This window comes from Bacillus sp. C1 (assembly GCF_054570475.1).
The window spans coordinates 21797-48167 of record NZ_JBTMZT010000013.1 but is presented as its reverse complement, the minus strand read 5'-3'; the positions used below and the strand labels follow the sequence as shown (position 1 = coordinate 48167).

28 protein-coding genes and 1 pseudogene are annotated in these 26371 nt (G+C 37.2%); 20 read left to right on the top strand and 9 right to left on the bottom strand.

The window, feature by feature from the left end; translation table 11 throughout:
• Positions 1-34: 34 nt before the first annotated feature.
• The 5 genes from ACX5JI_RS22605 to ACX5JI_RS22585 all read left to right on the top strand — a co-directional run bounded on the left by ACX5JI_RS22605 (position 35) and on the right by ACX5JI_RS22585 (position 3767).
• Complete coding sequence (locus ACX5JI_RS22605) at positions 35-1324, top strand: molybdopterin molybdotransferase MoeA (protein WP_459503263.1); 1290 nt, start codon at positions 35-37, stop codon at positions 1322-1324.
• Positions 1294-1809, top strand: coding sequence for a molybdopterin-guanine dinucleotide biosynthesis protein B (gene mobB / locus ACX5JI_RS22600; RefSeq protein WP_459503262.1), 516 nt, complete (start codon positions 1294-1296; stop codon positions 1807-1809). The genes ACX5JI_RS22605 and mobB overlap by 31 nt, the downstream gene beginning before the upstream one ends.
• Positions 1806-2276 (top strand): molybdenum cofactor biosynthesis protein MoaE, encoded by a 471-nt coding sequence (locus ACX5JI_RS22595; RefSeq protein WP_459503261.1) that lies wholly within the window; start codon positions 1806-1808, stop codon positions 2274-2276. The genes mobB and ACX5JI_RS22595 overlap by 4 nt, the downstream gene beginning before the upstream one ends.
• Positions 2273-2506: a molybdopterin converting factor subunit 1 gene (gene moaD / locus ACX5JI_RS22590; RefSeq protein WP_459503260.1), complete on the top strand. Its 234-nt coding sequence runs from the start codon at positions 2273-2275 to the stop codon at positions 2504-2506. The genes ACX5JI_RS22595 and moaD overlap by 4 nt, the downstream gene beginning before the upstream one ends.
• Positions 2507-2597: 91 nt before the next feature.
• Entirely contained in the window at positions 2598-3767 is a 1170-nt protein-coding gene (locus tag ACX5JI_RS22585) for a nitrate/nitrite transporter (protein WP_459503259.1), read from the top strand.
• Positions 3768-3865: 98 nt separating this feature from the next.
• Here the strand turns inward: ACX5JI_RS22585 and ACX5JI_RS22580 are convergent, their stop codons facing one another.
• A complete protein-coding gene (locus tag ACX5JI_RS22580) occupies positions 3866-4360 on the bottom strand; it encodes a CarD family transcriptional regulator (RefSeq protein ID WP_459503258.1) in 495 nt (164 codons plus the stop codon).
• 251 nt (positions 4361-4611) lie between these two features.
• On the opposite strand from ACX5JI_RS22580, the gene ACX5JI_RS22575 reads away from it, so the two are divergent.
• Together ACX5JI_RS22575 and ACX5JI_RS22570 are read left to right on the top strand one after the other, a co-directional pair.
• A complete protein-coding gene (locus ACX5JI_RS22575; protein ID WP_459503257.1) occupies positions 4612-4848 on the top strand; it encodes a DUF2553 family protein in 237 nt (78 codons plus the stop codon).
• A gap of 1 nt (position 4849) precedes the next feature.
• Positions 4850-5032, top strand: a complete 183-nt coding sequence (locus ACX5JI_RS22570; protein ID WP_459503256.1) for a sporulation protein Cse60 — start codon at positions 4850-4852, stop codon at positions 5030-5032.
• A 34-nt stretch (positions 5033-5066) separates the two neighbouring features.
• Here ACX5JI_RS22570 and ACX5JI_RS22565 read toward each other — a convergent pair whose 3' ends face one another.
• Positions 5067-5285: a DUF3973 domain-containing protein gene (locus ACX5JI_RS22565; protein WP_459503255.1), complete on the bottom strand. Its 219-nt coding sequence runs from the start codon at positions 5283-5285 to the stop codon at positions 5067-5069.
• 367 nt (positions 5286-5652) lie between these two features.
• Between ACX5JI_RS22565 and ACX5JI_RS22560 the strand changes: the two genes are divergently transcribed.
• Entirely contained in the window at positions 5653-6084 is a 432-nt protein-coding gene (locus tag ACX5JI_RS22560; RefSeq protein ID WP_459503254.1) for an SRPBCC family protein, read from the top strand.
• The gene (locus ACX5JI_RS22555) at positions 6085-6408 is read left to right on the top strand and encodes an ArsR/SmtB family transcription factor (RefSeq protein ID WP_459503253.1); all 324 of its coding nucleotides are present in this window, start codon (positions 6085-6087) and stop codon (positions 6406-6408) included.
• Between the two features lie 253 nt (positions 6409-6661).
• On the opposite strand, the gene ACX5JI_RS22550 is transcribed toward ACX5JI_RS22555, so the two are convergent.
• From ACX5JI_RS22550 to ACX5JI_RS22535, 4 genes and pseudogenes are all read right to left on the bottom strand, one after another.
• A complete protein-coding gene (locus ACX5JI_RS22550) occupies positions 6662-8929 on the bottom strand; it encodes a leucine-rich repeat domain-containing protein (RefSeq protein ID WP_459503252.1) in 2268 nt (755 codons plus the stop codon).
• Between the two features lie 297 nt (positions 8930-9226).
• On the bottom strand, positions 9227-10657 hold the full coding sequence (locus tag ACX5JI_RS22545; RefSeq protein WP_459503251.1) for an MDR family MFS transporter: 1431 nt from the start codon (positions 10655-10657) through the stop codon (positions 9227-9229).
• Positions 10658-10763: 106 nt separating this feature from the next.
• Positions 10764-11343 (bottom strand): annotated as a pseudogene (locus tag ACX5JI_RS22540) (aminoacetone oxidase family FAD-binding enzyme); the annotation flags it as partial.
• Position 11344: 1 nt separating this feature from the next.
• Positions 11345-12253 (bottom strand): aminoacetone oxidase family FAD-binding enzyme (locus ACX5JI_RS22535; protein WP_459503250.1); only part of this gene is annotated, 909 nt, incomplete at its 3' end.
• 152 nt (positions 12254-12405) lie between these two features.
• Between ACX5JI_RS22535 and ACX5JI_RS22530 the strand changes: the two genes are divergently transcribed.
• Entirely contained in the window at positions 12406-14052 is a 1647-nt protein-coding gene (locus ACX5JI_RS22530) for a putative polysaccharide biosynthesis protein (RefSeq protein WP_459503249.1), read from the top strand.
• 41 nt (positions 14053-14093) lie between these two features.
• Positions 14094-14828 (top strand): pseudouridine synthase, encoded by a 735-nt coding sequence (locus tag ACX5JI_RS22525; RefSeq protein ID WP_459503248.1) that lies wholly within the window; start codon positions 14094-14096, stop codon positions 14826-14828.
• 82 nt (positions 14829-14910) lie between these two features.
• On the opposite strand, the gene ACX5JI_RS22520 is transcribed toward ACX5JI_RS22525, so the two are convergent.
• Positions 14911-15132, bottom strand: a complete 222-nt coding sequence (locus ACX5JI_RS22520; protein WP_459503247.1) for a DeoR family transcriptional regulator — start codon at positions 15130-15132, stop codon at positions 14911-14913.
• Positions 15133-15490: 358 nt separating this feature from the next.
• Here ACX5JI_RS22520 and pepV point away from each other — a divergent pair, with 358 nt between their 5' ends.
• The 4 genes from pepV to ACX5JI_RS22500 all read left to right on the top strand — a co-directional run bounded on the left by pepV (position 15491) and on the right by ACX5JI_RS22500 (position 21144).
• Complete coding sequence (pepV, locus tag ACX5JI_RS22515; protein WP_459503246.1) at positions 15491-16897, top strand: dipeptidase PepV; 1407 nt, start codon at positions 15491-15493, stop codon at positions 16895-16897.
• A 159-nt stretch (positions 16898-17056) separates the two neighbouring features.
• The gene (gene thpR, locus ACX5JI_RS22510) at positions 17057-17611 is read left to right on the top strand and encodes an RNA 2',3'-cyclic phosphodiesterase (protein WP_459503245.1); all 555 of its coding nucleotides are present in this window, start codon (positions 17057-17059) and stop codon (positions 17609-17611) included.
• A 133-nt stretch (positions 17612-17744) separates the two neighbouring features.
• On the top strand, positions 17745-19886 hold the full coding sequence (pulA, locus tag ACX5JI_RS22505; protein WP_459503244.1) for a type I pullulanase: 2142 nt from the start codon (positions 17745-17747) through the stop codon (positions 19884-19886).
• 460 nt (positions 19887-20346) lie between these two features.
• Positions 20347-21144, top strand: coding sequence for a phosphotransferase (locus ACX5JI_RS22500; RefSeq protein ID WP_459503243.1), 798 nt, complete (start codon positions 20347-20349; stop codon positions 21142-21144).
• 8 nt (positions 21145-21152) lie between these two features.
• On the opposite strand, the gene ACX5JI_RS22495 is transcribed toward ACX5JI_RS22500, so the two are convergent.
• On the bottom strand, positions 21153-21431 hold the full coding sequence (locus tag ACX5JI_RS22495) for a YtzH-like family protein (protein ID WP_459503242.1): 279 nt from the start codon (positions 21429-21431) through the stop codon (positions 21153-21155).
• 275 nt (positions 21432-21706) lie between these two features.
• Between ACX5JI_RS22495 and trmB the strand changes: the two genes are divergently transcribed.
• Together trmB and ACX5JI_RS22485 are read left to right on the top strand one after the other, a co-directional pair.
• Positions 21707-22360, top strand: a complete 654-nt coding sequence (gene trmB, locus ACX5JI_RS22490; protein WP_459503241.1) for a tRNA (guanosine(46)-N7)-methyltransferase TrmB — start codon at positions 21707-21709, stop codon at positions 22358-22360.
• A 72-nt stretch (positions 22361-22432) separates the two neighbouring features.
• Complete coding sequence (locus tag ACX5JI_RS22485) at positions 22433-23287, top strand: YtnP family quorum-quenching lactonase (protein ID WP_459503240.1); 855 nt, start codon at positions 22433-22435, stop codon at positions 23285-23287.
• Between the two features lie 433 nt (positions 23288-23720).
• Here ACX5JI_RS22485 and ACX5JI_RS22480 read toward each other — a convergent pair whose 3' ends face one another.
• Entirely contained in the window at positions 23721-24032 is a 312-nt protein-coding gene (locus ACX5JI_RS22480; RefSeq protein ID WP_459503239.1) for a PepSY domain-containing protein, read from the bottom strand.
• Between the two features lie 142 nt (positions 24033-24174).
• Between ACX5JI_RS22480 and ACX5JI_RS22475 the strand changes: the two genes are divergently transcribed.
• The 3 genes from ACX5JI_RS22475 (at position 24175) to ACX5JI_RS22465 (ending at position 26342) form a co-directional block, all read left to right on the top strand.
• The gene (locus ACX5JI_RS22475; protein WP_459503238.1) at positions 24175-25248 is read left to right on the top strand and encodes a M42 family metallopeptidase; all 1074 of its coding nucleotides are present in this window, start codon (positions 24175-24177) and stop codon (positions 25246-25248) included.
• A 186-nt stretch (positions 25249-25434) separates the two neighbouring features.
• Positions 25435-25944, top strand: coding sequence for a DUF84 family protein (locus ACX5JI_RS22470; RefSeq protein WP_459503237.1), 510 nt, complete (start codon positions 25435-25437; stop codon positions 25942-25944).
• A gap of 83 nt (positions 25945-26027) precedes the next feature.
• Positions 26028-26342 carry a thioredoxin family protein gene (locus tag ACX5JI_RS22465; protein WP_459503236.1) on the top strand — a complete coding sequence of 105 codons (315 nt, stop codon included), beginning with the start codon at positions 26028-26030 and terminating at the stop codon, positions 26340-26342.
• Positions 26343-26371: the final 29 nt, after the last annotated feature.

Below are 26371 nucleotides of genomic sequence, written 5' to 3'. Positions count from 1 at the left end.
AGATGTGATATTTTGCAAATATGGGGTGATAACAATGTTAGAAAAACGAATGCCAATTCCAGTTGCTGAAGCAGTAGCAAGGGTTATGAAATATGCTCAGTACGGTGAAATAGAGTCAGTTTCTATTACCGAAAGCTACGGAAGAATGCTAGGAGAAGATGTGGTAGCAGATCATGATGTGCCGCATTTTGATCGTTCTCCATATGACGGATTTGCGATTCGGGCTGAAGATACGAAAGAGGCGAGTCAAAGCTGTCCAATTGAATTTGAAGTAGTCGGAGAAATTGGAGCTGGCTCAGTGTTTACGGATGAAGTAAAGGCCTTTGAGACAGTTCGCATTATGACAGGAGCTCAGGTTCCAAAAGATTGTGATGCCGTTGTCATGTTAGAACTTACAGAAGGATTTGAAAAAAACGGCAAAACATATATGAAGTTAAAACGTTCTTTCCAAGCAGGTGATAATGTTTCATTCAAAGGTGAAGATGTAAAACAAAATCAAATCCTTGTGAAAAAAGGTACGGAGATCAATCCTGGTGTAGCGGCGCTTTTAGCAACGTTTGGATATAGTTCAGTACATGTTGTAAAACAGCCTGTAGTTGGAATTATCACAACGGGAAGTGAATTGTTAGAAGTACACGAGCCGCTTCAATCAGGAAAAATTAGAAATAGTAATTCGTATATGATTGCAGCTCAAATTGCGAGGATTGGCGGGAAAGTACGATATTATGGACAACTTGCTGACGATTTAGAAGCTTGCTACGAAGCAGTGAAATCGGCGATGAATGAAGTGGATATTCTCATCACAACAGGTGGTGTTTCGGTAGGAGATTACGATTATTTGCCTGCGATTTACGAAAAGTTACATGCGCATGTTTTATTTAATAAAATTGCGATGAGGCCAGGGAGTGTCACAACGGTAGCTGAGGTGAACGGAAAATTGCTATTCGGATTATCTGGTAACCCGTCTGCCTGCTATGTCGGCTTTGAATTACTCGTTCGTCCAGTTATTCAGACATACCTTCATACAGCCGCGCCCCATGTATATCGAACGGATGCAATCTTACAAAAAGACTTTCCAAAGGCCAATCCATTTACACGCTTTGTAAGAGGGAAAGCAGAGTTTATACATGGTGAGCTGCAGGTTACACCGGTAGGGCTTGATAAATCGAGTGCCATTTCTTCTCTTGCAAATAGTAATGCTTTCATTGTACTGCCAGGAGGAACGAGGGGATTTGAAGCTGGTATGAAAGTTTCGGTATTATTACTAGAATCAAGTCAAGGAAGTGAGTCGCCGTGGGCAGAACCGCTCCAATCTTACAAATAGTTGGCTATCAAAATAGCGGAAAAACGACGCTCGCTGAGAAATTGATTCAAGCTTTTTCAGATACAGGTATGAAAGTTGCTACAATTAAGCATCACGGGCATGGTGGCTACCCAGAAGTACCGCAAAAAGATAGTGAGCGCCATAGAAGAGCCGGTGCTGTTGTGAGTGCTGTGGAAGGAGCAGGGTTGCTATCGCTTTCTTCTCTTCGGGCTGAATGGTCCTTACAAGAAATTATACAATTATATCATTTTTTTGAAGTGGACCTTATTTTAATTGAAGGATACAAAGCAGAAAATTATCCAAAAGTAGTTTTACTTCGGACAAATGAAGATATTGCTTTACTAAATAAAGTGGAGAATGTGCTGGCCGTCATCACTTGGGATGATGCTACGCAAAGTTTACGAGAAACATATAGAACATTTCATATAACAGAGGCAGAAACCTATATGAAATGGCTTGTACAAACAATAAGGGGTGCACAATGACACATACGTATTATGAAGTAATCGATACACCACTTTCAATTGAAGAGGTTACAAATAAAGTCATTCGCCGCGAATGCGGTGCTGTGACAACTTTTACTGGTACTGTAAGAGAATTTACGAAAGGGCGCCGCACGTTACATTTAGAGTACGCTGCCTATAAAGCGATGGCTGAAAAAATGCTAGCGAAAATTGGCGACGAAGTGAAAGAAAAATGGCCTGGAACGCATGTTGCGATTACACATCGCATCGGCATACTTCAAATTTCTGATATTGCCGTTATTGTTGCTGTATCAACGCCGCACCGAAAAGAAGCGTATGAAGCAAACGAATATATTATGGAACGCATTAAACAAATTGTTCCGATTTGGAAAAAAGAATTTTGGGAAGATGGCGATTCATGGATTGGTGATCAATTAGAAAAAATACCATATCCAAATGGTGAACCTGGAAAGGGGCTGGGAAAATGATTCAAGTATTATTGTTTGCGCATTTACAAGAAGAAGCAGGGAAAAACGAGCTGAAACTAGACTGTGAAAATATTACTGTTGCACAATTAAAGGATATGATTACGAAAGAACATCATATAACAATTTCTGAGCAAATTATGGTGGCTATTAACGAAGAGTATGCAAATGAAGATGACAACATACAATCTGGTGATGTTGTTGCATTGATTCCGCCGGTGAGCGGTGGTTGATTTTTTCCAGTCTAATCACGGAAATCTGTGATTAGACTGGAGGGAATTAATATACATTGTGAAATGATGAACAAAATAGGAGGCGAGAAAGATGAGAAGTCCGAATTTTCAATTAGGTTTACAAACTTCTAATCTTGTTATTGGTTTTATGGTATGGGTGATTTTATCTTCGTTAATGCCATTTATTAAAGTAGACATTGCATTAACAGTGGGACAAATCTCCCTTGTTACAGCAGTACCTGTTATTTTAGGATCAGTACTTCGAATTCCAATTGGTTATTGGACCAATCGTTACGGCGCAAGAAAATTATTTTTTATAAGTTTTATTATTTTATTATTCCCTGTTTTTTATATTAGCATTGCAAATTCGATGATGGATTTGATAATTGGTGGTTTATTTGCAGGGATTGGCGGAGCTGTATTTTCTGTAGGTGTAACGTCCTTGCCGAAGTATTATCCGAAAGAGCGTCATGGTTTTGTAAATGGGATTTACGGTGCAGGTAACGCAGGAACAGCGGTTACATCATTTTTAGCACCTGTCATTGCAACTTCATTTGGCTGGAGAGCAACTGTCCAATCTTTTTTAATCTTACTTGCCATTTTCGCACTTTTGAACTTTTTATTAGGTGATCGTAATGAAAGAAAAGTACATACACCATTAATGGAACAGTTAAAAGGAGTATATAAAAACGAAAAACTATGGTTCTTATGTATTTTCTATTTCTTAACTTTCGGATCATTTGTCGCCTTTACAGTATACTTACCGAACTTTTTAGTATCTCACTTTGGATTGGAAAAAGTAGATGCAGGGATGCGAACAGCTGGATTTATCGTCTTAGCAACAATTATGCGTCCAATTGGTGGTTGGCTCGGTGATAAATTTAATCCGTTTAAAATATTAATCTTTGTATTCATCGGTTTAACACTATCTGGCATTATTTTATCGTTTACGCCAAGTATGAACGTATATACATTTGGCTGCCTGCTTGTCGCATTTTGTGCAGGAATTGGAAATGGAACGATTTTTAAACTTGTACCGATGTACTTTTCTGAACAAGCTGGGGTTGTGAATGGACTTGTTGCAGCTCTAGGAGGCTTAGGAGGCTTTTTCCCGCCGTTAATTTTAACATTGCTCTTCCAATTAACGGGTCATTATGCAATTGGGTTTATGGCACTGTCAGAAGTAGCGATTGCTTGTTTAATTCTTACAGTTTGGATGTATAGTCAAGAAAAGCTGTTAGTGATGCTGAATAATAAGTAATATAAGAAAAAGATGTCTATAAGCAGACATCTTTTTTCTCTATTTAAGCAAAAAAAAAATAGCAATCAGCTATTTTAAAGTTGAACATCTTTTTCATATTAATGATTAATTGTATCTTGCAGGAAATGGGTTGCTTGATTTTCTGATACATTCCGCACAAGTGCTACTTCACTAATTAAAATTCTGCGCGCGTTATCGAGCATTTGTTTTTCACTCGTATTTAATGCTCTTTCTTTATTGCGGCGAATTAAATCACGAACAACTTCAGCGCCGTCTGAGAGATTCCCGTTTTTCATTTTTTCCATATTCATGGTATATCTTTGTTTCCAGGAGAGCGTGTGGTCCGATTCTCCATTATGCATATCAATTAATACATCGTTTAATGTATTTTTGTCGACAACATAACGTATGCCTGAACCTTCTACTTTATCCATCGGAATCATTACTTGCATATCACTAATAACCATGTGTATCACACAATATTGACGTGTTTTTCCTAACACTTCTTTATCCTCAATGGCTTCGATTATTCCGGCTCCGTGCATAGGGTAAACGATTTTATCACCGATTTGAAACAAACTATCCACCTCCATATGTGGTAACTATATGTAATGATAACACATATGTATAAAAATATCAAATTTATTATAATAACATACGTTATATTTGTGTGTCAATAGTTTTAAGGTAGCTTTTTTGTTGGGAAATTTATAAGTAAGATGAGTAAGATTTCAAGAAATGTTCGAAGAAAAATAGGAGGCATATCCACTTGTTTTTAATCATAAAATGTAAAATCCCTAATACAATATACCTAAATCCGTTCTTTTTAAAGGAGGGGAGAGAGGTGGGACACACACTTAAAATTGATATTACAAATAAAGTAACAGCAAAATTTAAATCAAATTATTTAGAATTGTATACAAGTAAATTTATGATAGGTAAGTTTTATGTCTATAATGAAGATAAGCAATATGTGTTAGCAGACGGATATATATATGAAGATGGAAAGTTTTATCGCATCATAGATACGCACCGTGGCAATAATCGAGCGGCGGAGGGCTGCGATCTAGGATGGTGTTAACATGATTCGCGTGAAGGTGTTTGATGAAAGTCATGAAAAGGATTTGGAAGACGCCGTAAATGTGTTTTTGAAGAAGTTAAATGAAGAACAGCTTGTAGATATTAAATATCAAGTGGGAGTCTCTATTAATGACGATGAAAATCAAATTTATTGTTTTTCGGCGATGGTTGTATATAAAACATAAAAAAGAGCTGGGGAGCCAGCTCTTTTTTATGTTTTTAAGTAGAAATTGTGTGAACTGGTAAAATATTCATAATAGATTGTGGTGCGAGACTTTCTTTTGTAGATAAAACTTTTTCGCCAGTAGGAGCATCTGTACACATACCGAGGTGGTAGCGCTCACCTAGGAATGGGTCAATATAAAACCCGTTTTTAAATACACGATCAGTCGTGCTTTCTTCATGATGAATTTCAGAACAGTGAATACAGTAGTACATATCTTTCATCTCCTTTTATTGTTAGCTATTAAAAAAGTGAGCAGGTAGTTCGTTTATGTTTTGAAATTTGTCACCTGCTCTCATTACATTTACATACTCGCTCATACTGACGTGCTTTTTACATCCAAGGGAAGGAGGAGAAGATAGAGAGCGAATTATGCTTTTTTGAGTTGCTTTTGTGAGTAGGTTATGAGGGAATGTGGAATCCTGTGTTTGTCCCGTCTCAAAAAATGTTGAGAATTTCTCAACGTTTTTTTGAGAAATTGTAAAAATAGAAATATGTTGACGTGAAACCAAAAGGTGTTATAATTTTAAGAAGCGAAACTAAAAGGTGTTATATTTTGAAGCCTTATAAAGGAGAAAGTATATGGAAACAAGTCAAAATACATTACAAGATATTAAACAAACGGTTATTTTTGAAGCGCCTATTCAAAAGGTATGGAATGTAGTATCTACTGCAGAAGGAATTGCATCTTGGTTTATGCCAAATGATTTTGAACCTGAGGTAGGGCACGAATTTCATGTCCAATCACCATTTGGCCCATCTCCGTGTAAGGTGTTAGAAATTGATGAGCCTCATCGTCTATCTTTTTCATGGGATACAGATGGTTGGATCGTTTCATTTGTTTTAAAAGATTTAGGGGATAAAACGGAGTTTACTCTTATTCATGGTGGATGGAAGCAGCCTGATACAATTCTTCCGAAACCGAACGAGAAAAGTTCTATTATTCGCGATAGAATGGCAGGCGGCTGGGTTGCGATTGTCAATGAAAAACTGAAAAAGGTTGTGGAAGGATAAGTGTCTTCAGCAGCGGCGAAATATGATGTTTTTCAAGCGATTGCTGATCCAACCCGTAGAGAAGTACTCCGGTTATTAACGAAACAAGAATTACCAATTTCTAAAATAACAGATCATTTTCCAATGAGCCGTACAGCTGTAGCGAAACATCTTCATATTCTTTCTGAAGCAAAATTAGTAAGCGGAAGAAAGGTAGGGAGAGAAAAGATATATTGTCTACACCCTGAGCCTTTGGCTGAATTACAAGAGTGGCTTTCGTATTATGAACAGTTTTGGAATAATAAATTGTCCATGCTGAAATATGTAGTCGAAAATGAGGAGTAAGGGCCTTCATATATTGTTGAACGGTCGATGTCCTATGTTGAATCGCCGAAATATAGAAAGAGGAGTTAAAAGCTCCTTTTCATGAATAAAACCCGTGGGAAAGTTTATTTTCTCCACGGGTTTTATTATTTTTTCGGTTTATAATTAGAACGGTATTTCTGATTAATTGGAAATACCGTTCTAATCTACCTAATAATATATTGATTATCGGAAAGAGTTTGATCTCAGGTTACTAAAACGATTTTTACTTTCGTTAAATCTTTTTTAATTTCCTATATAAATGAATCCCTAATAATATTAATCCCCCACCAAAAACGGACAACCAATTCGTAGCATGCCCTGTAGCAGGTAACATCTGCCCATTTGTAAAAGTTTGTTTATTCGCTGATTTATTAGAAACTTGTGGATTCATTCGATCAGTGCCTTCGTCTTTAGAGTCAGAGCTGTCACCATTAGGATTAGTGATGTTGTCTTTAGAATTAGAGCTGTCACCATTAGGATTAGTGATGTTGTCTTTAGAATTAGAGCTGTCACCATTAGGATTAGTGATGTTGTCTTTAGAATTAGAGCTGTCACCATTAGTGTCAGAGCTGTCGCCATTAGAGTCAGTAGCTTCGCCTTTAGAACCTGAGCTGTCACCATTAGGGGCAGAGGTGTTGTCTTTAGAGTCAGAGCTGTTGTCTTTAGAGTCAGAGCTGCTGTCTTTAGAGTCAGAGGTGTTGTCTTTAGAGCCAGAGCTGTTGTCTTTAGAGTCAGAGCTGTTGTCTTTAGAGTCAGAGCTGTTGTCTTTAGAGTCAGAGCTGTTATCTTTAGAGCCAGAGTCGTCCCCCGATACTTTTTCCACAATATTTTGTATTACTGTACCAGTGAAAAAGATTCCTGTATCGGCAAATGGATCTTTCACTCCAAATTCATATACTTGCTCACCTAGCGTATTCCATGTAATTACACCATTATTGTATGTGCCGCCATCACTTTTTAGGCGGATTTTTGTAGAAATTTCTCCATCTTTCTCATAAATAGGTACTTGTACTTCTTTATTTACTTCCGTATCCTCTAAAAAGATTTTTTGATTTTGAACATCGATATATGCCTGCTTACTTAATTCTATAACTGGTCTAACGTCGCGAATCTCATTGGCAATAAAGCTTACAAACGTTAACTTTTTCAACTGACTAATTGGTGATAGGTCCGTAATATAATTTGCCTCTAAATCAAGTTTTTGCAAGTTTACTAGAGTTGATAATGGAGTAATATCCTTTAATTCATTATTAGGTAAATCTAATACTTTAAGTTGTGACATTTTAGTAAGAGGTGTTACATCTTCAATTTGATTTTTCCCTATCCATAGTTCTTCTAATTGATTCAGCTGATGGATTCCAGACAAATCTTTCACTTTATTACGTGTTAATACTAAATGATGTAAAGGTAATGTATACAATGGAGTAATATCTTCAATTTCGTTACCAGCTAAAGATAAATATGTGACGTTTTTTAACTGACTTAATGGTGCAATGTTAGTAATTTTATTGTTTGCTACATTCAAATAATCTAATTGTTCCATTTTAGCTAGTGCCGTTACATCTTCAATTTGGTTGCCGGTTAAAGATAAACTTGTAACATTCTTCATTTCAGCTAGTGGTGCCACGTTAGTAATTTTATTATTACTTAAATCAAGAGATTCTAAATGATCCATCTTAACGAGCGGTGTTACATCTGCAAATTCATTACCACGTAGTGCTAATTTTTTCACTTGTTTTAAATTCGCAAAGAATGATGGATCTTTTATCTTCGCATTAGCAACTGTTAAGGACTCTAAATTTGGCATGTATTTCAATCCACTATAATCAAGAATCTCATTCGTATTTAAAAACAAGTCTTTTACTTGTAATAACTCTTCTTTTGTAATTGGTGTATCTAAATCTTTTTTATGTAACGCTTTTTTATTAACGAGTTCTCTCAATTTTTTATCTGTTATCATATTGTTACTATCAACTGGATGATCCGTTTCTGTATTATTTGAAGTGGAATCCTCACCCTGTTTTTCAGTTTCCATATCCTTTATAGTAGGATCTATCATTTCAAATTGAACTTGATACTTATGATCATATCCAAGTGCCGGAATAAGTATATGCATTTGCATATTATATTTCTTCGAAAATTCTCCTATCTCAAATTGAACGATCTTTGTCCCATTCTTTCTCTTATCTTCTGATAATACTTTTACATCGTGGAATATACCTGGTTGATTCTCATCTTCTATTCTAAGATATTGAAAATAATCGCTATCTTGTACGGTTGCCGTAACAACTTTTCTTTCATTTTCAATCTTAACTTTTGGATTTTTTATATATTGAGACACCATAGATGGTTCATTTTTTTGATCTTTATATATTTTAATTTCCGTATCATATACACGATCTGTTGCTACTAACCCTGCCTTATTATTGGCTTCAATTGCTACTGCTGCTTGCGCTGGACTAGCATAAACAGCAAATGGAATCGCCAATGTTGTAGCCATTACTAACGATTTAATATTCTTTCTTTTCAAAGTAATATCTCCCTTTTATACTATAATTTGTCTACTGATAAAATGATAATGAAAATCATTATCATTGTCAATGTGATTTTAATAAAGTAACATCAGAAATACATTAGAATTCATATTTTCAATGGATTCGTGCTTCTAATCACTTCTTAGAAAACCACTTGACTAATCGTAAGAAGGGACTGCCCTGACCTATTCTTCATTTCTAGTATAAAAAAATAGTAGCACAGACCATGGCTGTGGTCTGTGCTACTAATCTTAGTGTGTGTTTTACTGTTCAGTTGTTTGCGCTGCTGGCTTTAATAGAAGCCAACCGATAAATAGTGTAAGAAGCGCGAGAATAAATGTACTCATATAAATGATGTGTACGCTTGAAGCTAATGCTTCTTGAGATTTTGTTACGACATTTGCTGCGCCATGTCCACCTGAGACAAGATCAACATTTTGCATGCCTTGCGCGTGAATCATTGTGTTAAAAATGGTTCCGAAGATAGCCGCACCTAATGTTTGGCTAAATGTATTAATAAATGTGTTTAAGCCGACTGCTGTTCCGCGTGTATGGGCAGGAACAGCTGCTTGAATTGTCACCATATAAATTGGTGTGATCAGACCCATTCCTAAGCCGAATAATCCAACCGCAACGTAAATTAGAAATGCTGGTGAATGAGTTGATAATGTAAATAATAAGAAGGTAGAAATGGATAAAATGCTAGCTCCAAGTAAAATGATTTGTTTCGTTTGTAACTTGCCAACTAAATTTCCAGAAAAAATGGCACCGAATGTCCACATAACAGGGATTGGCATTAGAATCAGTCCCGCTTCTGTCGCGTTTTTCCCTAATACACCTTGGCTCCAAATTGGTAAGTACATTGTAATGCTAATAATCATCGCACCAGCAATAAGGGTTAATATGTTTATCGTTGATAACGTGCGGTTAGAGAAAAGTGCTAACGGAATTAATGGCTCCGGAGATTTTTTCTCAACGAATAAGAAAATAAGGAATGAAACAGCCGCAAAGATTAAGAGGCCAATAATTGTAAGATCACCCCAGTTTTGCTTGCTGCTTCCTGTTAAGAGTGCATAAAGTAACGCGATTGTACTTAATGAGAAAATAATAGCACCAGGATAATCAATATGGTGTTTCGCTGGTTTAATCGACTCTTTATACGAAAGGGCAATCATTACACAAGCAAGAATTCCAAATGGCACGTTTAAGAAAAAGATGTAGCGCCAAGAAAGAGAATCTACTAAAAATCCACCTACTAGTGGCCCTACAACACCAGAAACGCCCCAAACGGCACTCATCCAGCCTTGTGCTTTTGCACGATCTTTCGCCTCGCTATATAAATCGCCGATAATCGTCATTGTAATCGGCATAACAGCCCCGGCACCTACCCCTTGAAGAGCACGAAAGACGATTAATTGTTCCATCGATGTTACGACTCCGCATAGTGCAGAACCGATTAAAAAGATGGCTGCACCGATGAGCAGCACTTTTTTACGTCCGAATAAATCGGCTAATTTCCCGTAAATTGGAGTCGAGACAGCGGTTGCGAGCATATAAATCGCATACACCCAACTAACAAGTTCAACGCCTGATAAATCGCTCGTTATACGAGGAATTGCTGTACTAACAATCGTTCCTTCCACAGCGGAAAGAAACGTCATTAACATTAAAGATATCATGACTTTTTTTCGCATATGTTTTCCCCTTTGTTTCAATTATTCAACATTATAAAATATAAAGCTAATAAGCTATAGAAAGCAACAAAAAAGAAACAGGAGTGGAACACCCCGTGTTTCTTTTTTAGTACTGTACTTTCGCATTTTGTCCTGCAGTTGTTCCGGCAATTCGGCCTGTAACAAGAGCAGAAGTGATGTTGTATCCACCTGTATAGCCGTGAATATCAAGAACTTCACCGCAGAAGTATAGGCCATTCATACATTTAGAAGCCATTTCTTTCGGATAAATTTCTTTAACAGAAACGCCGCCGCCTGTTACGAATGCTTTTTCAAGTGGCTGCGTGCCGTTTACTGTTACTTTAAACTCTTTGAAGTCTTTCACAAGGGCGCGGATTTTTTCGTGAGAAACTTGTCCAGCTTGCTCGCTACCGTCAATTCCGTTTCTTTCTAATAAGAATAGGAAATAACGTTCCGGAACATATCCTTTTAACACATTTTTAATTCCTTTTTTCGGCTCTTCTTTCATTTGTTTCATCATGCGCTGGAAGAGCTGTTCGCTATTTTCTTCTGGCAGTGCATCGATGCTCATTTCGATGGCGCGCATTTTAAATTTTTTCATCGTTTTTACGACGAATTGGCTACAGCGAAGAGCAGCTGGACCAGAAATACCAAAGTGGGTAAAGAGCATGTCCATTTTATGAGAANTAACACATTTTTAATTCCTTTTTTCGGCTCTTCTTTCATTTGTTTCATCATGCGCTGGAAGAGCTGTTCGCTATTTTCTTCTGGCAGTGCATCGATGCTCATTTCGATGGCGCGCATTTTAAATTTTTTCATCGTTTTTACGACGAATTGGCTACAGCGAAGAGCAGCTGGACCAGAAATACCAAAGTGGGTAAAGAGCATGTCCATTTTATGAGAAATGACAACTTTTCCTTTTGGATTTAATACGCTTAAATTTACATCGCGTAAAGCGAGACCTTGTAGGGTGCGATCGCGAATGAATGGTTCATTTGAAGTGATTGGTACTTCAGTTGGGAACAACTCAGTAATGGTATGCCCAGCCTTCTCAGCCCAAGCGTAACCGTCTCCAGTTGAGCCAGTATGAGGAACTGATTTCCCGCCAACAGCGATGACAACATGGTTTGTTTCCAAAACTTCACCTGTTTGCAGAACAACAGATTGTGTTTGTCCATTTTCATATTCTACCGTTTCAACAGGTGTATTGGTACGCATCTTAACGCCTAGTTCTTGTAGTCTTGTTAATAAAGCATCTACAACAGATTGTGCTTTATTGGATACAGGGAACATGCGGCCGTGGTCTTCTTCTTTTAGTTTGACACCAAGGTTTTCGAAGAATGTAATAATATCTTCATTATTAAAGATAGAAAAGGCACTATATAAAAAGCGACCATTTCCTGGTATATGTTTGACGATTTCATCTAGTGGTAAGCGGTTTGTTACGTTGCAGCGCCCCCCGCCAGAAATTGCAAGTTTACGCCCTAATTTATTTCCTTTATCAAGAAGTAAGACGCGTGCGCCTTCTTCAGCAGCACCGATTGCGGCCATTAAACCTGAAGGGCCTCCTCCGATGACAATTACATCATAATGCATAGTATATCGACCTCATTTTCTACATTTCCTGCCTAAAAGAATAGCATGTTTTCACCTAAAAGAAAAATACGGTGATATGATGCTTGAGTAAGAAAGTGTGGTACAATACAAAGGTTAGAGTTCAGCGTTATATATGTAGGAGGATTTATCTTATGTCCGATTCAAAATTTCTGCGCGGAACGCTTATTGTGACGTTAGGAACTTTTTTAGTTAAGTTCTTAGGTATGATTTATGTCTTTCCATTTCATGAATTAGTTGGCACAGAAGGCGGGACGCTCTATACGTATGGATACATTCCATATACAATCTTTTTAAGTATTGCAACGGCGGGAGTACCGCTTGCTGTTTCAAAATTTGTTTCCAAATATAATGCGCTTGGAGATTATAAAACGAGCCGGAGAATGTTCCGATCGGGAATGGTTATGATGATTGCAACAGGGATTATTTCCTTCTTAGTGCTTTACATGACGGCGCCATTATTTGCGCATGCAATGCTCGGGAAACAAAGTGTACACAGTAATGTAGCAGACGTTACAATGATCATTCGTCTCGTAAGTTTTGCGCTTATTGTCGTACCAGCAGCAAGTTTAATTCGTGGTTTCTTCCAAGGTCACCAATCAATGGGACCGACGACAGTTTCTCAAATTATTGAACAAATTATTCGCATTGTCTTTTTATTAGCGGGTAGTTTTATTGTTATTAAAGTAATCGGCGGATCGGTAGCAACTGCTGTTGGTGTGGCGACTTTTGCAGCATTTGTTTCAGCTGTCGGAGCGCTCGGTGTGTTGATTTGGTATTGGTTAAGACGGAAAAAATATCTCGATCAATACTTAATAGAACAAACTGTACCAGAATCAACAGTAAGTACGGGTCAATTATTTAAAGAATTATTTGCATATGCGATTCCTTATGTTGTTATTGGATTAACAATTCCGTTATATCAACAAATTGATACGTTAACATTTAACTCGATTATGCAAGCAATTGGACAAGGTGACATTGCCGAGCGGGCACTTGGTATTTTTACGATGTGGACGCATAAGTTAATTATGATTCCAGTCTCGCTTGCAACGGCGTTTAGTTTAACGCTTGTACCAGCAATAACAAAATCATTTACAGAAAAACAATTTCGTTATTTAAAACTACAAATTACGCAAACATTCCAAACAAACATGTTTTTAACATTACCTGCGGTTGTTGGTATTTCTACACTTGCGTATCCGATTTATACAGGTTTTTATGAAAAGGATCCATTAGGTGGACAAATACTAATGTGGTATGCACCAGTTGCATTGTTATTTGCTTTATTTACAGTAACGGCAGCTATTTTGCAAGGAATCAACCAACAGAAACATGCAATTATCGCGCTTGGCATGGGCGTTATTTTGAAGCTGTTAGGTAACGTAATATTGATTCGTTACTTCGGTACAATTGGGGCTATTTTAGCAACTGCTATCGGTTTCTTAGCTTCCGTTTGGTATACGAATAAACAAATTCGTAAATATGCACACTATTCATTTGGTGTTGTATATAAGAGAACGTTCCAAATTGCCATGTTAACACTTGCGATGGTAGTTGTAGTAAAGCTATCCGAGGGGCTTCTGTCATTTGCAATTTCTCCTGGAAGCCGTTTTGGTGCACTTATGACAGTCGCAATTTGTGCAGGAATTGGCGGTCTTGTCTACGGATATTTAGCAATCCGCACAGGAGTACTAGAAAGAGTATTTGGCGGAGAAGCTTTAGAGAAGATACAGCGTAAGCTTGGAAGTAAATTAAAGATTAAAAAGAAAGGGGCGTAAATACGTCCCCTTTTCTATGATAAATATAAGAAGGTGAAAGAGTGAGATTAGATAAATTATTAGCAAACATGGGATATGGAAGTAGAAAAGAAGTAAAGAAATTATTAAAGGACGGCGTTGTTAAAATAGATGGAACGCCAGTGAAAGATGCGAAGTTTCATGTGAATGTGGAAGAACAAGAAGTTACGATTCACGGTGAGGTTGTTGAGTATAAAGAATTTGTCTATTTAATGATGCATAAACCACAAGGTGTCATTTCCGCAACAGAAGATGACAACCATGAAACAGTTGTCGATTTATTAGAACTCGAGGATGCCATTTTTGATCCATTTCCAGTTGGAAGACTTGATATTGATACAGAAGGCTTTCTATTGTTAACAAATGACGGGAAACTGGCGCATCAGCTATTATCCCCGAAAAAGCATGTGCCGAAAAAATACTATGCGCACGTCGCTGGAGTAGTAACGGAAAATGATATAGAAGAATTTGCAAAAGGTGTTATTTTAGACGATGGTTATGAAACGAAGCCAGGCGCTCTTACCATTCTAAAAAGTGATGATGTTTCTGAAATCGAGCTTGTCATTACAGAAGGGAAATTCCATCAAGTGAAGCGTATGTTTGAAGCTGTTGGAAAAAAAGTCGTCTACTTAAAGAGAACAGAGATGGGACCTTTAGTATTAGATGAAGAGTTAGAGCTTGGTCAATATCGTGAATTGACGGATGAAGAAGTAGAAATGTTAAAAACGTATCAAGTTCAAACAGAGATGCAAGATTGAGACCGATTCCAAAAATAGAAAGAGCCCCTTTCTGATCTTACAGAAAGGGGTATGTATTATATTTGATATACAATTGTTTTTGTTATGAGGTCATTCTCACTTTCTTTCCTGTTGTTGTCCACTTGCCGCGGCAAGGGCTATACACGAGTTCATTAAACTGCAACACATTCAGATCACGTTGTATCGTTCGCGGTGTGATCCCGAACTCATCTACAAGGTCTTGCGTCGTTACCGTACCATTTTCATTGATGTACATATAAATTGATTTAATGCGTGTTAGCATACGAGTAGTCGTAGGTTTCAAGAGAAAACCACTCCTCTACCAGTTTTTTTGACCCCATTCAGGAAAGAAGGTCGTTACTTTCATTGTACTCCACTTGACAAATTTCATGCTTTAACCTAGTTAAATTTTACAAAAGTTTAACAAATAATAAAATAGAAAAATATTGGTAGTTGATATTCTATGTCTCTTCTATCAACTACAGCATAAATTTCTACGTAAACCGTCAAATTCCTGCAAATTTTTTTAGAAAAATAAAAGAAAAACTAATTAGAAATATCCGAAATGTTGAAATTTTTCGTTATTACATTTTCTCTTATTGGCAGATTCGATTTTCGTTTGCTATGATGAAAGAGAGAATAGAGAAGAAGGTGAATACGTGATGACAGTAATAAATTGGACAGAAGAAGTTGAAAAAAGAAAAGATGAGTTAATTCGTGACGTACAGCAATTTCTGCAAATTAAAAGTGTTTGGGAAGAAGAAACAGCAACAGAAGGTGCACCGTTTGGAGAAGGTGTAGCGAAAGCACTATCTTTTATGTTACATAAAGGGGAAACGGAAGGGTTTACTTCTAAAAATTTAGAAGGTTATGCAGGGCATCTTGAAATGGGACAAGGAGAGGAATTAGTTGGTATTCTTTGTCATGTTGATGTTGTTCCAGAAGGCGACGGATGGACAACACCTGCATATAGCGCTGATATTCGTGATGGGAAGATTTTTGCACGCGGTGCGATTGATGATAAAGGGCCGACAATGGCTGCTTACTATGCAATGAAAATTGTAAAAGAATTAGGTTTGCCACTTTCAAAGCGTGTGCGCATGATTTTAGGAACAGATGAAGAAAGCAACTGGAAGTGTGTGGAGCATTATTTCAAACATGAAGAAATGCCAACAATTGGTTTTGCACCGGATGCAGATTTCCCAATTATTAATGCGGAAAAAGGAATTTCTGATATACAAGTGATGCAAAAAAATAAAGAAACAGAAGGCGGAGAATATAAGCTTGTTACGTTTTCTTCAGGCCGTCGTTTAAATATGGTTCCTGATTTTGCCGAAGCAGTGATTACGACTGAACGAGCAGCGGAACTTAGAAGTGCGTATGAACACTATTTACAAACTGGTAAGAAAACAGGAAAAGTAACTGCCGAAGGAAATACGATTACGTTACAAGTGGAGGGAATCTCAGCTCATGGCTCGACTCCTGAAAAAGGTGAAAATGCAGGGCTATTGTTAGCGAACTTTTTAAAGACGATTGCTCTTGACGCGAAGGGTGCTTCATTTATTGCATTTGTTAGCGAGACATTTACGAATGATACGCTTGGAGAAAAAGCAGGAATCGCTTATAAAGATGAAATTAGTGGACCGTTAACAGTCAACGTAGGTCGCCTTTCTTATACGAAAGAAGAAGGAGGAAACTTAGGGTTAAATGTGCGCTACCCAGTAACAACGAATTTTGAAGAGACCGTGCAGAAATTAAAAGATTATGCCGAGAAAAAAGACTTCCAAGTAGCTGATTACTCTAACTCACGTCCACATCACGTTGATAAAGATCACGTGTTAATTCGTACATTAAAACGTGTCTATGAAGAACAAACAGGAGAGAAAGCAGAGTTATTAGCAATTGGCGGCGGTACATATGCTCGTTCTTTAAAAGCTGGTGTTGCATTCGGTCCGTTATTCCCTGGAAAAGAAGAACTTGCTCACCAAAAGGATGAGTATATTGAAATAGAAGATTTACTAAAAGCGACAGCAATTTATGCACAAGCAATTTATGAATTAGCAAAATAGGCCGATTTTAACGTGATATATGACCGCTCTCTATTTAGAGGGCGGATTTCTTTTACCCTGATTTGTGAGGGCTGATTAAAGTTTCACTTTATCCTTTTCTTGTTCTATTGAATGAGATCGAGAAGAACAGAAACAATAATAAAAAAGGAGAAGAGATAAATGGTTCCACACTATTTTTTAGCGGTTACCTTGCCGCCTCATATAAAAGAAATGTTTGCAAGTTACAAAGAGGAAATGAAGGATACGTTATCATTTCGGTCATGGGTACATAAGGAAGACTACCATATTACCCTTGCTTTTTTAGGGAGTGCTGAAAAGGAGCAATTGCAAGGGATAGAGAAAGAGTTACAATCTCTTGTGCATACACCGGAATTAAATCTTACGGTGCAACATGTTTCTACATTCGGCCTAGTAGAAAGCCCGCGTATATTTTGGGCTGGATTACAAGAAAATCAAGCGTTATTTGATTTACAAAAACAGGTGCAAGCGATTTGTGAAAGAAACGGTTTTTCTCTTGAAACACGCCCTTATCACCCTCATATTACAGTAGCGCGCAAATGGGTGGGAGAGAAAGAGTTTCATTTAAATAATGTAAAACCGTTACAACGGGTAGCGTTTCAAGCTGATACTGTGACATTGTATGAATCGAATGTTAAAGAAACTCCAAAATATAAATCGATTGCTGAAATAAAATTACAGAAATCAAAAGTGTAAAAAACGTTTCTTATGACTGTGAATATACTATAGAAAATAATAAGTTTGTTTGTATAGAAATACGGTTTGAAAGACCGGGATACTTATTTTTTAGGAAGTCTCACTTTAATTTCGAGAATGATGGTGATTTTTTATGCTGAAAGTAAAGCGTCCATTTGAAGCCTATTTAGATGAAGTGAATAAAATTACAATTTTGCTTCCGCATACGTATGGAACAAGTCGGACATTTTTTATGCAGGAAGGACATCGTATAAGTCCGCTGGATATTACTAAAACGACCATGCTTCCAGCTGCAACAAAGTATGAATGTTATGTAGAAGACCCACTTGATGTGGGGAAATATTATACAGTGCGTGATGAACGAAATGAAGAAACAGACTTACAAATTGGAGCGGTTATTCGAACAGCTATATTTGATGAAAAATACTATTATGATGGTAGCGATTTAGGAGCCCGTTATGAAAGGGAAAAAACGACTTTTAAAATGTGGGCACCAACTGCAAGACTTGCAAAAATAAGAATTTATACGAGCGATAAAGAGTATACAGATTACGACATGCAAAGAGAAGAGAATGGTGTTTGGTCTCATATTTTACAAGGAGACTTTGAACTAGCAAGGTACACATTTCTCGTCTGTATTAATTTAATATGGAATGAGGCTGTAGATCCATATGCAAAATCTGTATCAGTAAATGGTAAGTACGGAATTGTTATCGATCTTCTAAAGACATATGTCAAAGAACAAATTACATTACCTAAACTAGAATTTGTTACGGATGCAATCCTTTATGAATTGCATATTCGTGATGCTACTATACATGAAAATAGTGGTGTAGAGAAAAAGGGAACATATAAGGGGTTAACAGAAGACAATACGAAGGGGCAGTTGGGCACGAAAACGGCTCTTTCTTATATAAAAGATCTAGGAGTTACACATGTTGAAATTTTACCTCTTCATCATTATGCTGGGGTAGATGAAACGAAGCCTTTTGCAACGTATAACTGGGGCTATAACCCATTATATTACAACGTTCCAACGGGAGTATATGCGAGTGATCCTTCTGATCCTTATAACCGAATTAAGGAATGTAAACAGCTGATTAGAACATTTCATGAGCACGGACTTCGCGTGATTTTGGATGTTGTATACAATCATGTATATGAGCGAGAAACGTCATCGTTTGAAAAGCTTGTACCAGGTTACTACTTTAGACATGATGAAAATGGGATGCCATCAAATGGAACGGGCGTGGGAAATGATCTAGCATCTGAACGGAAAATGATGCGGAAATTTATAATAGATTCTGCATTATATTGGCTTACTGAATATAACGTTGACGGCTTCCGATTTGATTTAATGGGGATTTTAGATGTAGATACGATGAATGAGCTAGAGAAGGAAGTAAGGAAAATAAAACAGGATGCACTATTATTAGGAGAAGGCTGGGACTTACAAACACCGCTTCCATTAGAAGAGAAGGCAACGCTTCATAATGCAAACAAAATGCCGCGAATCGCACAATTTAACGATCAATTTCGTGATGTAGTAAAAGGCAGTACGTTTGATGTAAGTAAACGTGGTTTTGCATTCGGAGGAAGTGTAGACCCCCTGCATTTGCAATATGTGTTAACAGGTAGTCTTATAAATGAAAAAGGAGACGGATTATTTTTAGAACCGCTCCAAAGTATTAACTATGTGGAATGTCATGACAATATGACAATGTGGGATAAAATCGTGTGCAGTAATCAAGAAACAGAAGAGATACAAAAAAGGCGCCATCGCTTAGCGACAGCGATGACATTATTTGCGCAAGGAATCCCATTTTTACATGCAGGACAAGAGTTTTATCGTTCGAAGAAAGGAAATGAAAATAGTTATAATGCGCTTGATGAAATTAATCAACTTGATTGGGATCAAAAAGAGAAAGAAATGAAAACGATTACTTATATACAAGGATTGATTGCGATTCGTAAAGCACATAGAGCATTCCGCTTTCAATCAGCGTATCTAATTAAGAAACATATGACATTTTTACAGGTTGATTGTAACGTGGTTGCATATCATTTACAAAATGTGGGGGAGTTCGGTACTTGGAAAGAGATTGTGGTGGTATTTCATAACGGTACGCAAATAAAAACAATTTCGCTGCCGAAATATGAAATGTGGTACGTATTAGTAGATAGTGCAAATGCGAAAGTACAGCCGATTGCTTCATTTGAAGGGAATGAACTTCAGTTGGCTCCTATTAGCTCGTATATATTGACGGTAATGTGACAAATCGCTACTTGACGATGCGAATATAATAAATGTAGAATTGACAAAGGTGACGATTTTGATAAGTTGTCATTGTATTATTGGTTTTGTAAAATATAAAAGAATAGACGGTTCGTTTGCTTTGATTTCTTGGCCCATGCCAAGTTTTCTTTTATGAAAAATAAGCAAGAGCGCTTTGCCCTCAAGGAATATGCTGAGTATAGTGTTTGAGGATGAAGCCGAATTATTAGTAACTGTCTTTATTATAATATATTAAAAAGTAGTTCCAAAGGCGTTTGCTACTGGAATAGAGGGGTTGTACGATTAGGTACTATTTCAACTCCACTCGTGTAGAGGTCACGAGAAACCGCCACTTTAAGAGCTAAGTGGTAGGAGTTTTTATATGAATCCACAACATGTTCAAAAAGTGTTGCGGTTTTTCTTTTCATAACTATAAAAGATAAGGATTTGTTAACGGGTAATGAATATGGAATGGTTGGAACAATTATTAGGAGAAGAGTGGAGTCTTATACCGGCTGGTGGAGCAACAGGCGATGCATATATTGCGGAAAATGGACAACAAAAGCTATTTTTAAAGCGGAATACATCGCCTTTTTTAGCCGTGTTATCAGCAGAAGGCATTGTTCCAAAATTACTTTGGACAAGAAGGCTGACAAACGGTGATGTGATTTCGGCTCAAAAGTGGCTTCCAGGACAAAAGTTAGAGCCAGAGGATATGAAGCTTGAACGTGTTGCAAAGCTTTTAAAAAAAATACATTCGTCTAAAGCGCTTGTGCAAATGATTCAAAGGCTTGGAAAACAGCCGCTTCATGCACAGGAGTTATTAGAGCAATTGTATTTCGTTTTAAGAGGAGACTTAAAAACGGATGAAACAATTCAGACAGGGCTAGGGTATTTAAAAGCTACACTGAAAGATGCTGAATATAATGAGTTTGTCGTGTGCCATTGTGATGTGAATCATAACAATTGGTTATTATCGGATGAAGATGAATTATTTTTAATTGATTGGGACGGGGCAGTGATTGCGGATCCTGCTCTTGATCTTGGCATGTTATTATATTGGTATGTTCCGCGTCACGAATGGGATGAATGGTTAGCGTATTATGAAGTTGAAATAAATGAGTCATTGCTTCATCGGATGAAGTGGTATGTAGTGGCACAAACGATTTTATCTGTCCAATGGCATACAACAAAAAAACAGCAAGCAGAAGCTGAATATTGGCATCAATATTTACAGCGACTCCTTGCTTCAGAGTAATAAATAATTTAAGAAAAATTGTCCATTCCAGAAATCCACTCGGTAAGTTGCTCTTGATTACTAGAAATATGGTTGTCTAAATCAGAAGAATATTTACCCGATTGACTATAGTGATATACATCGTTTAGCATTGCTTTTACATCGCTATTTACACTATCATTTGCAAGTAATGATTGAATGAGGCGTTCTAATTGTTCGCACTCAGAAACTGTCCCGCAGCAATCACTTTGATGATTGACTAGAATATCTTTTAAAATTTCTAATTGATGTTGTTGATTAATCGGCATGACTGAATCATCCTTTCGATTGTTGTTCGCTTTGAACAAGTAAGAGAAATTTTCTATTTCGTCATGGAGGAGCTAATCAGTGGCTAACGAAACGTTTCTAAGGAAGTGAAAGTTTCGTTCTATGCTCTTTGTAGTTTGTATCAAAATGATACACTTTATACTTGAAAGAAACGGACCGAGTGCTCGTACGTACTTGGTTTTTTGTTTGATAGAATGATTAAAAAAGAAAGAAGGAACCTTCTAAAAAATAGTCTAGTAAAGAGAGGAAGACATCTATGCGTTTAAGACATAAACCATATGCAATGGATCGAATTAATGAGTATTCACAGTTTGTAATTGGAAACCCAGAGGAGCGTCGTGGAAACTGGACAGAAGTGTTTGGAAATGAAAATCCAATCCACATTGAAGTAGGAACAGGTCGCGGGCGTTTCGTTTATGAGATGGCGAAAGCGAATCCGCATATTAACTATATCGGAATTGAAAAATTCACAAGTGTTGTCGTAGATGCGCTTGATAAGTTAATCGAAGAAGAAATACCAAACTTAAAATTGATTAATAAAGATGCTGAAGATTTAACAGTTTTCTTTGCAGAAGGCGAAATTGACCGCGTCTATTTAAACTTCTCAGATCCATGGCCAAAAAATCGTCACGAGAAGCGTCGTTTAACGTATAAAACGTTTTTACGTAATTATGAAGAAGTGTTAGTAACGGGTGGAGAGATTCATTTTAAAACAGATAACCAAAGTTTATTTGAATACTCTCTTATGAGCATGGCTGAGTATGGTATGCTGCTTACATTCCTGAGCCTCGATCTTCATAATAGTGATTTCGAAGGTAATATTATGACAGAATATGAAGAGAAGTTTTCTAGTAAAGGACATCGTATTTATCGCGTTGAAGCGAAATATCGAACAGAACCTGCGCAGTAATGCGCAGGTTTTTGTATAAGTAAAATAATCTGAATTTTGTGTTAGAATGAAATAGAAAAGGAGGAATGTGGAATGGAATCTTTAAAAATCGGGGAAATGAAAGTAACGTGGCTAAGCGGCGGGAACACTCATTTAGATGGGGGAGCGATGTTTGGCGTCGTACCGAAAGTTTTGTGGTCGCGCAAATATAAACATAATGAGACAAATCATATTTATTTACGAACTGATCCTCTTCTTGTACAGACAAAAGAAGGCAATATGCTGATTGATTCAGGAATTGGAAATCATAAAATGAACGAAAAAATGAAGCGGAATCAAGGTGTAACAGAGGAATCGGTGGTTCATGAATCGTTAATGAACCTTGGTCTTGCCTGTGCAGATATTCATTACATATTAATGACCCATCTTCACTTTGATCATGCATCAGGATTAACAAAATGGGAAGATGGTGAACTTGTTTCGGCTTTTCCGAATGCAAAAGTATATGTGTCGGAAATAGAGTGGAATGAAATGAGAACACCTAATATTCGCTCTCGTAATACATACTGGAAAGAAAATTGGGAGCCGATTGTAGAACAAGTTGTCACTTTCAAAGAAGAAATACAAATTTCAGATGAGGTCAAAATGGTACATACAGGTGGACATAGCGATGGACATGCTGTAATTGTTCTTGAAAGTAAAGGGGAGACGATGCTGCATTTGGCGGATCTCTTGCCGACGCATGCCCATCAAAATGTACTATGGGTCATGGCATATGATGACTATCCAATGACATCGATTGAACAGAAACAAAAGTGGATGAAGTATGGAACGGAAAAGAAAGCGTGGTTCACTTTTTACCATGATGCTTATTATCGCGCTATGAAGTGGGATGCAGAAGGACGTATAATTGAAAAATTAGAGAGAAAAGAAAAGGTAGAATCATAATATATAAATACAAATTGGGAAAAATGACATAAAACCATTCTTTTTAGATGGAAGAGAGCATCCGGCCATGCATAGAAGCGGTCAGCCCCTCTCCCTGCCCCATGCCAAGTGAAAACAAAGAGAGAAAATGAGTGTAGTTCACTTTTTATTCTTCATAGCAGCGGGTTATGTATCGAAAAAATCAAAATGGATTTATATAGAAGTTATGGAAAACTAGCTTTTTATAGAATTTGTGAGTAATTAATAGTAAATGAAATTATATCAGCGATTTTTCAAATATATCGATCGTAACTCTAATTATATCAGCGCAAATTGAAATATATCAGCGGTTCGACAAAGAATATCGACTAACCAACAAAAAATGACAAAAAACAGGAGCCCCTAGCTCCTGCTTCTCAACAAACTGAAAAAAAGCTAGTGAAAACTAGCTTTTTTATGCAGCCTTTACTTCTAAAACAGTACCTGTTTTTGCATCTACTAAAAATTCAAATCGTTCTTGTATATCATTTAAAAGTGTTGTAAGACCACCACGGTATACTTCGTACGCAACATCGTATTTTTCAAACGTCTCTGGAACCATATGTACCCAAGAGCCAGTAACTTCGCCTTTATGACTTAATGCTTGTTTCACCATTTTCAATGCTTTTTCTGAAGAAATATGGGATTGTTCTTGAACTTTGTTTGCAACAAGATAACCAGCTGCAAAACCAATGCTAGCACCAGCTAGTAAACCTTTCCAGTTCATATATTCACCTCACTTCTATAAAATAGTGTATCGACAATAATTATAATGCAATTTTAACCAAAAAAGAAGAAACTAGAAACATTTCGAAAATTTCGCTACAATAAAAGAGGTATGCTACTAAGGTTTGAAAGAAGGGGACTTCGTGAATAAAGAGACATTACAATTATTTCGTACGTTAACAGAATTACAAGGTACATCAGGATTTGAACATGATGTACGCCGTTTTATGAAACAAGAGCTAAGTAAATATGCCGATGAAATTGTTCAAGACGGTTTAGGTAGCGTGTTCGGTCTTAAAAAAGGGGATGAAAATGGCCCGCGTGTCCTTGTAGCTGGTCATATGGATGAAGTTGGTTTTATGGTAACGCAAATTACGAAAAACGGGATGATTCGTTTTCAAACGCTAGGCGGTTGGTGGAGTCAAGTATTACTAGCGCAGCGTGTACAAATTATGACGAAAAACGGCCCGATTGTTGGTGTTGTTGGTTCTATTCCACCTCACTTATTAAGTGACGCGCAACGTGCGAAACCGATGGATATAAAAAATATGTTAATTGATATTGGTGCAGATAGTTATGAAGATGCACTTGAAATTGGTGTGAAACCAGGGCAGCAGATTGTTCCGATTTGTCCGTTTACACCAATGGCAAACGAAAAGAAAATTATGGCGAAAGCTTGGGACAACCGTTACGGCTGTGGTCTTGCGATCGAATTATTAAAAGAATTAAAAGATGAAAAATTACCAAATACATTATATTCTGGGGCAACCGTGCAAGAAGAAGTTGGTCTTCGCGGGGCACAAACAGCAGCAAATATGATTCAGCCAGATATTTTCTATGCGCTTGATGCAAGTCCAGCAAATGATGCATCTGGAGATAAAACACAGTTTGGGCAATTAGGAAAAGGAGCGCTTCTTCGTATTTATGATCGTACAATGGTCACGCATAGAGGAATGCGTGAATTTATTTTAGATACAGCAGAAACACATAATATTCCGTACCAATACTTTATTTCACAAGGTGGTACAGATGCTGGTCGTGTACATACAAGCAATTCTGGTATTCCATCAGCAGTAATTGGTGTTTGCGCTCGTTATATTCATACACACGCTTCTATTTTACATGTTGATGATTATGCGGCAGCAAAAGAGTTGATTACAAAGCTTGTGAAAGCAACAGACAAGACGACATTAGAAACGATTAAAAATAATGCTTAAAAGAAAGGGCCGGATGAGGCCTTTTCTTTTCGTATACGAAAAAAACCACTTCTTTTAAGGTGGAAGAGAGCATCCGCCCATGGAAAGAAGCAGTCAGAGAGAGATAAAATCACTCTTTTGTTAGAAGGAAGAGAGTGTCAATTACCTGTTGATTTTTTCTTACGAATTTACAGAGAGGTGAGTAATATGAAAGTAGCAGTCGGATCAAAAAATCAAACAAAAGTAGGGGCAGTTCAAGAAGTATGGAAAGAAGCGATTATTACGGCTACCTCGGTTCCTTCAGGAGTAGCCGCGCAACCGTTTTCTGATGAAGAAACGATGCAAGGTGCAATCAATAGGGCGAAGCGAGCGTTGGAAAAAGAGCAAGCTGACATTGGAATTGGACTAGAAGGCGGCGTCATGAGAACAGAGCAGGGATTATTTATGTGTAACTGGGGTGCTTTAGCAACAAGTACAGGGAAAATATTTGTCGCAGGCGGGGCACGTATTAAGTTGCCTGATGATTTTCTTACTCCTCTTGAAAGCGGGAAAGAGCTAAGTGAAGTCATGGAGGAATTTGTGGAGAGAAAAGATATTCGCAGTCATGAAGGGGCAATCGGAATCTTCACAGATCATCATGTGGATCGTACAGCGTTATTTGTCCATGTTATGAAGCTGTTAGTTGGGCAATATAAGTACGACGAAAAACAAGCATAAATCTTGCAGCATACGTGATGTATGGTAGTATAAAAGAAAGATTATACATGAAAAGATACACTTCGTTAGAGGAGGAAATATAGATGAAATCATTAGAAAGCATGGAGCAATTTCAAGAATTAAAAAATGAAGAGAACGTTATTTTTATGTTCTCAGCAGAGTGGTGCCCTGATTGCCGTTTTGTTGACCCGTTTATGCCAGAAGTAGAAGAGAAATATAGCAATTTCTCATTTTACTATGTAGATCGAGATGAATTTATTGATCTATGTGTAAAATTAGACGTATTTGGCATTCCTAGCTTTGTAGCGTACAATAAAGGGGAAGAAACGGGACGCTATGTAAACAAAGACCGTAAAACACAAGAACAAATCGAAGAGTTTATTGAAGGTTTAAAATAAGGCAACTAGCCAATTGAATTGTAAAAACA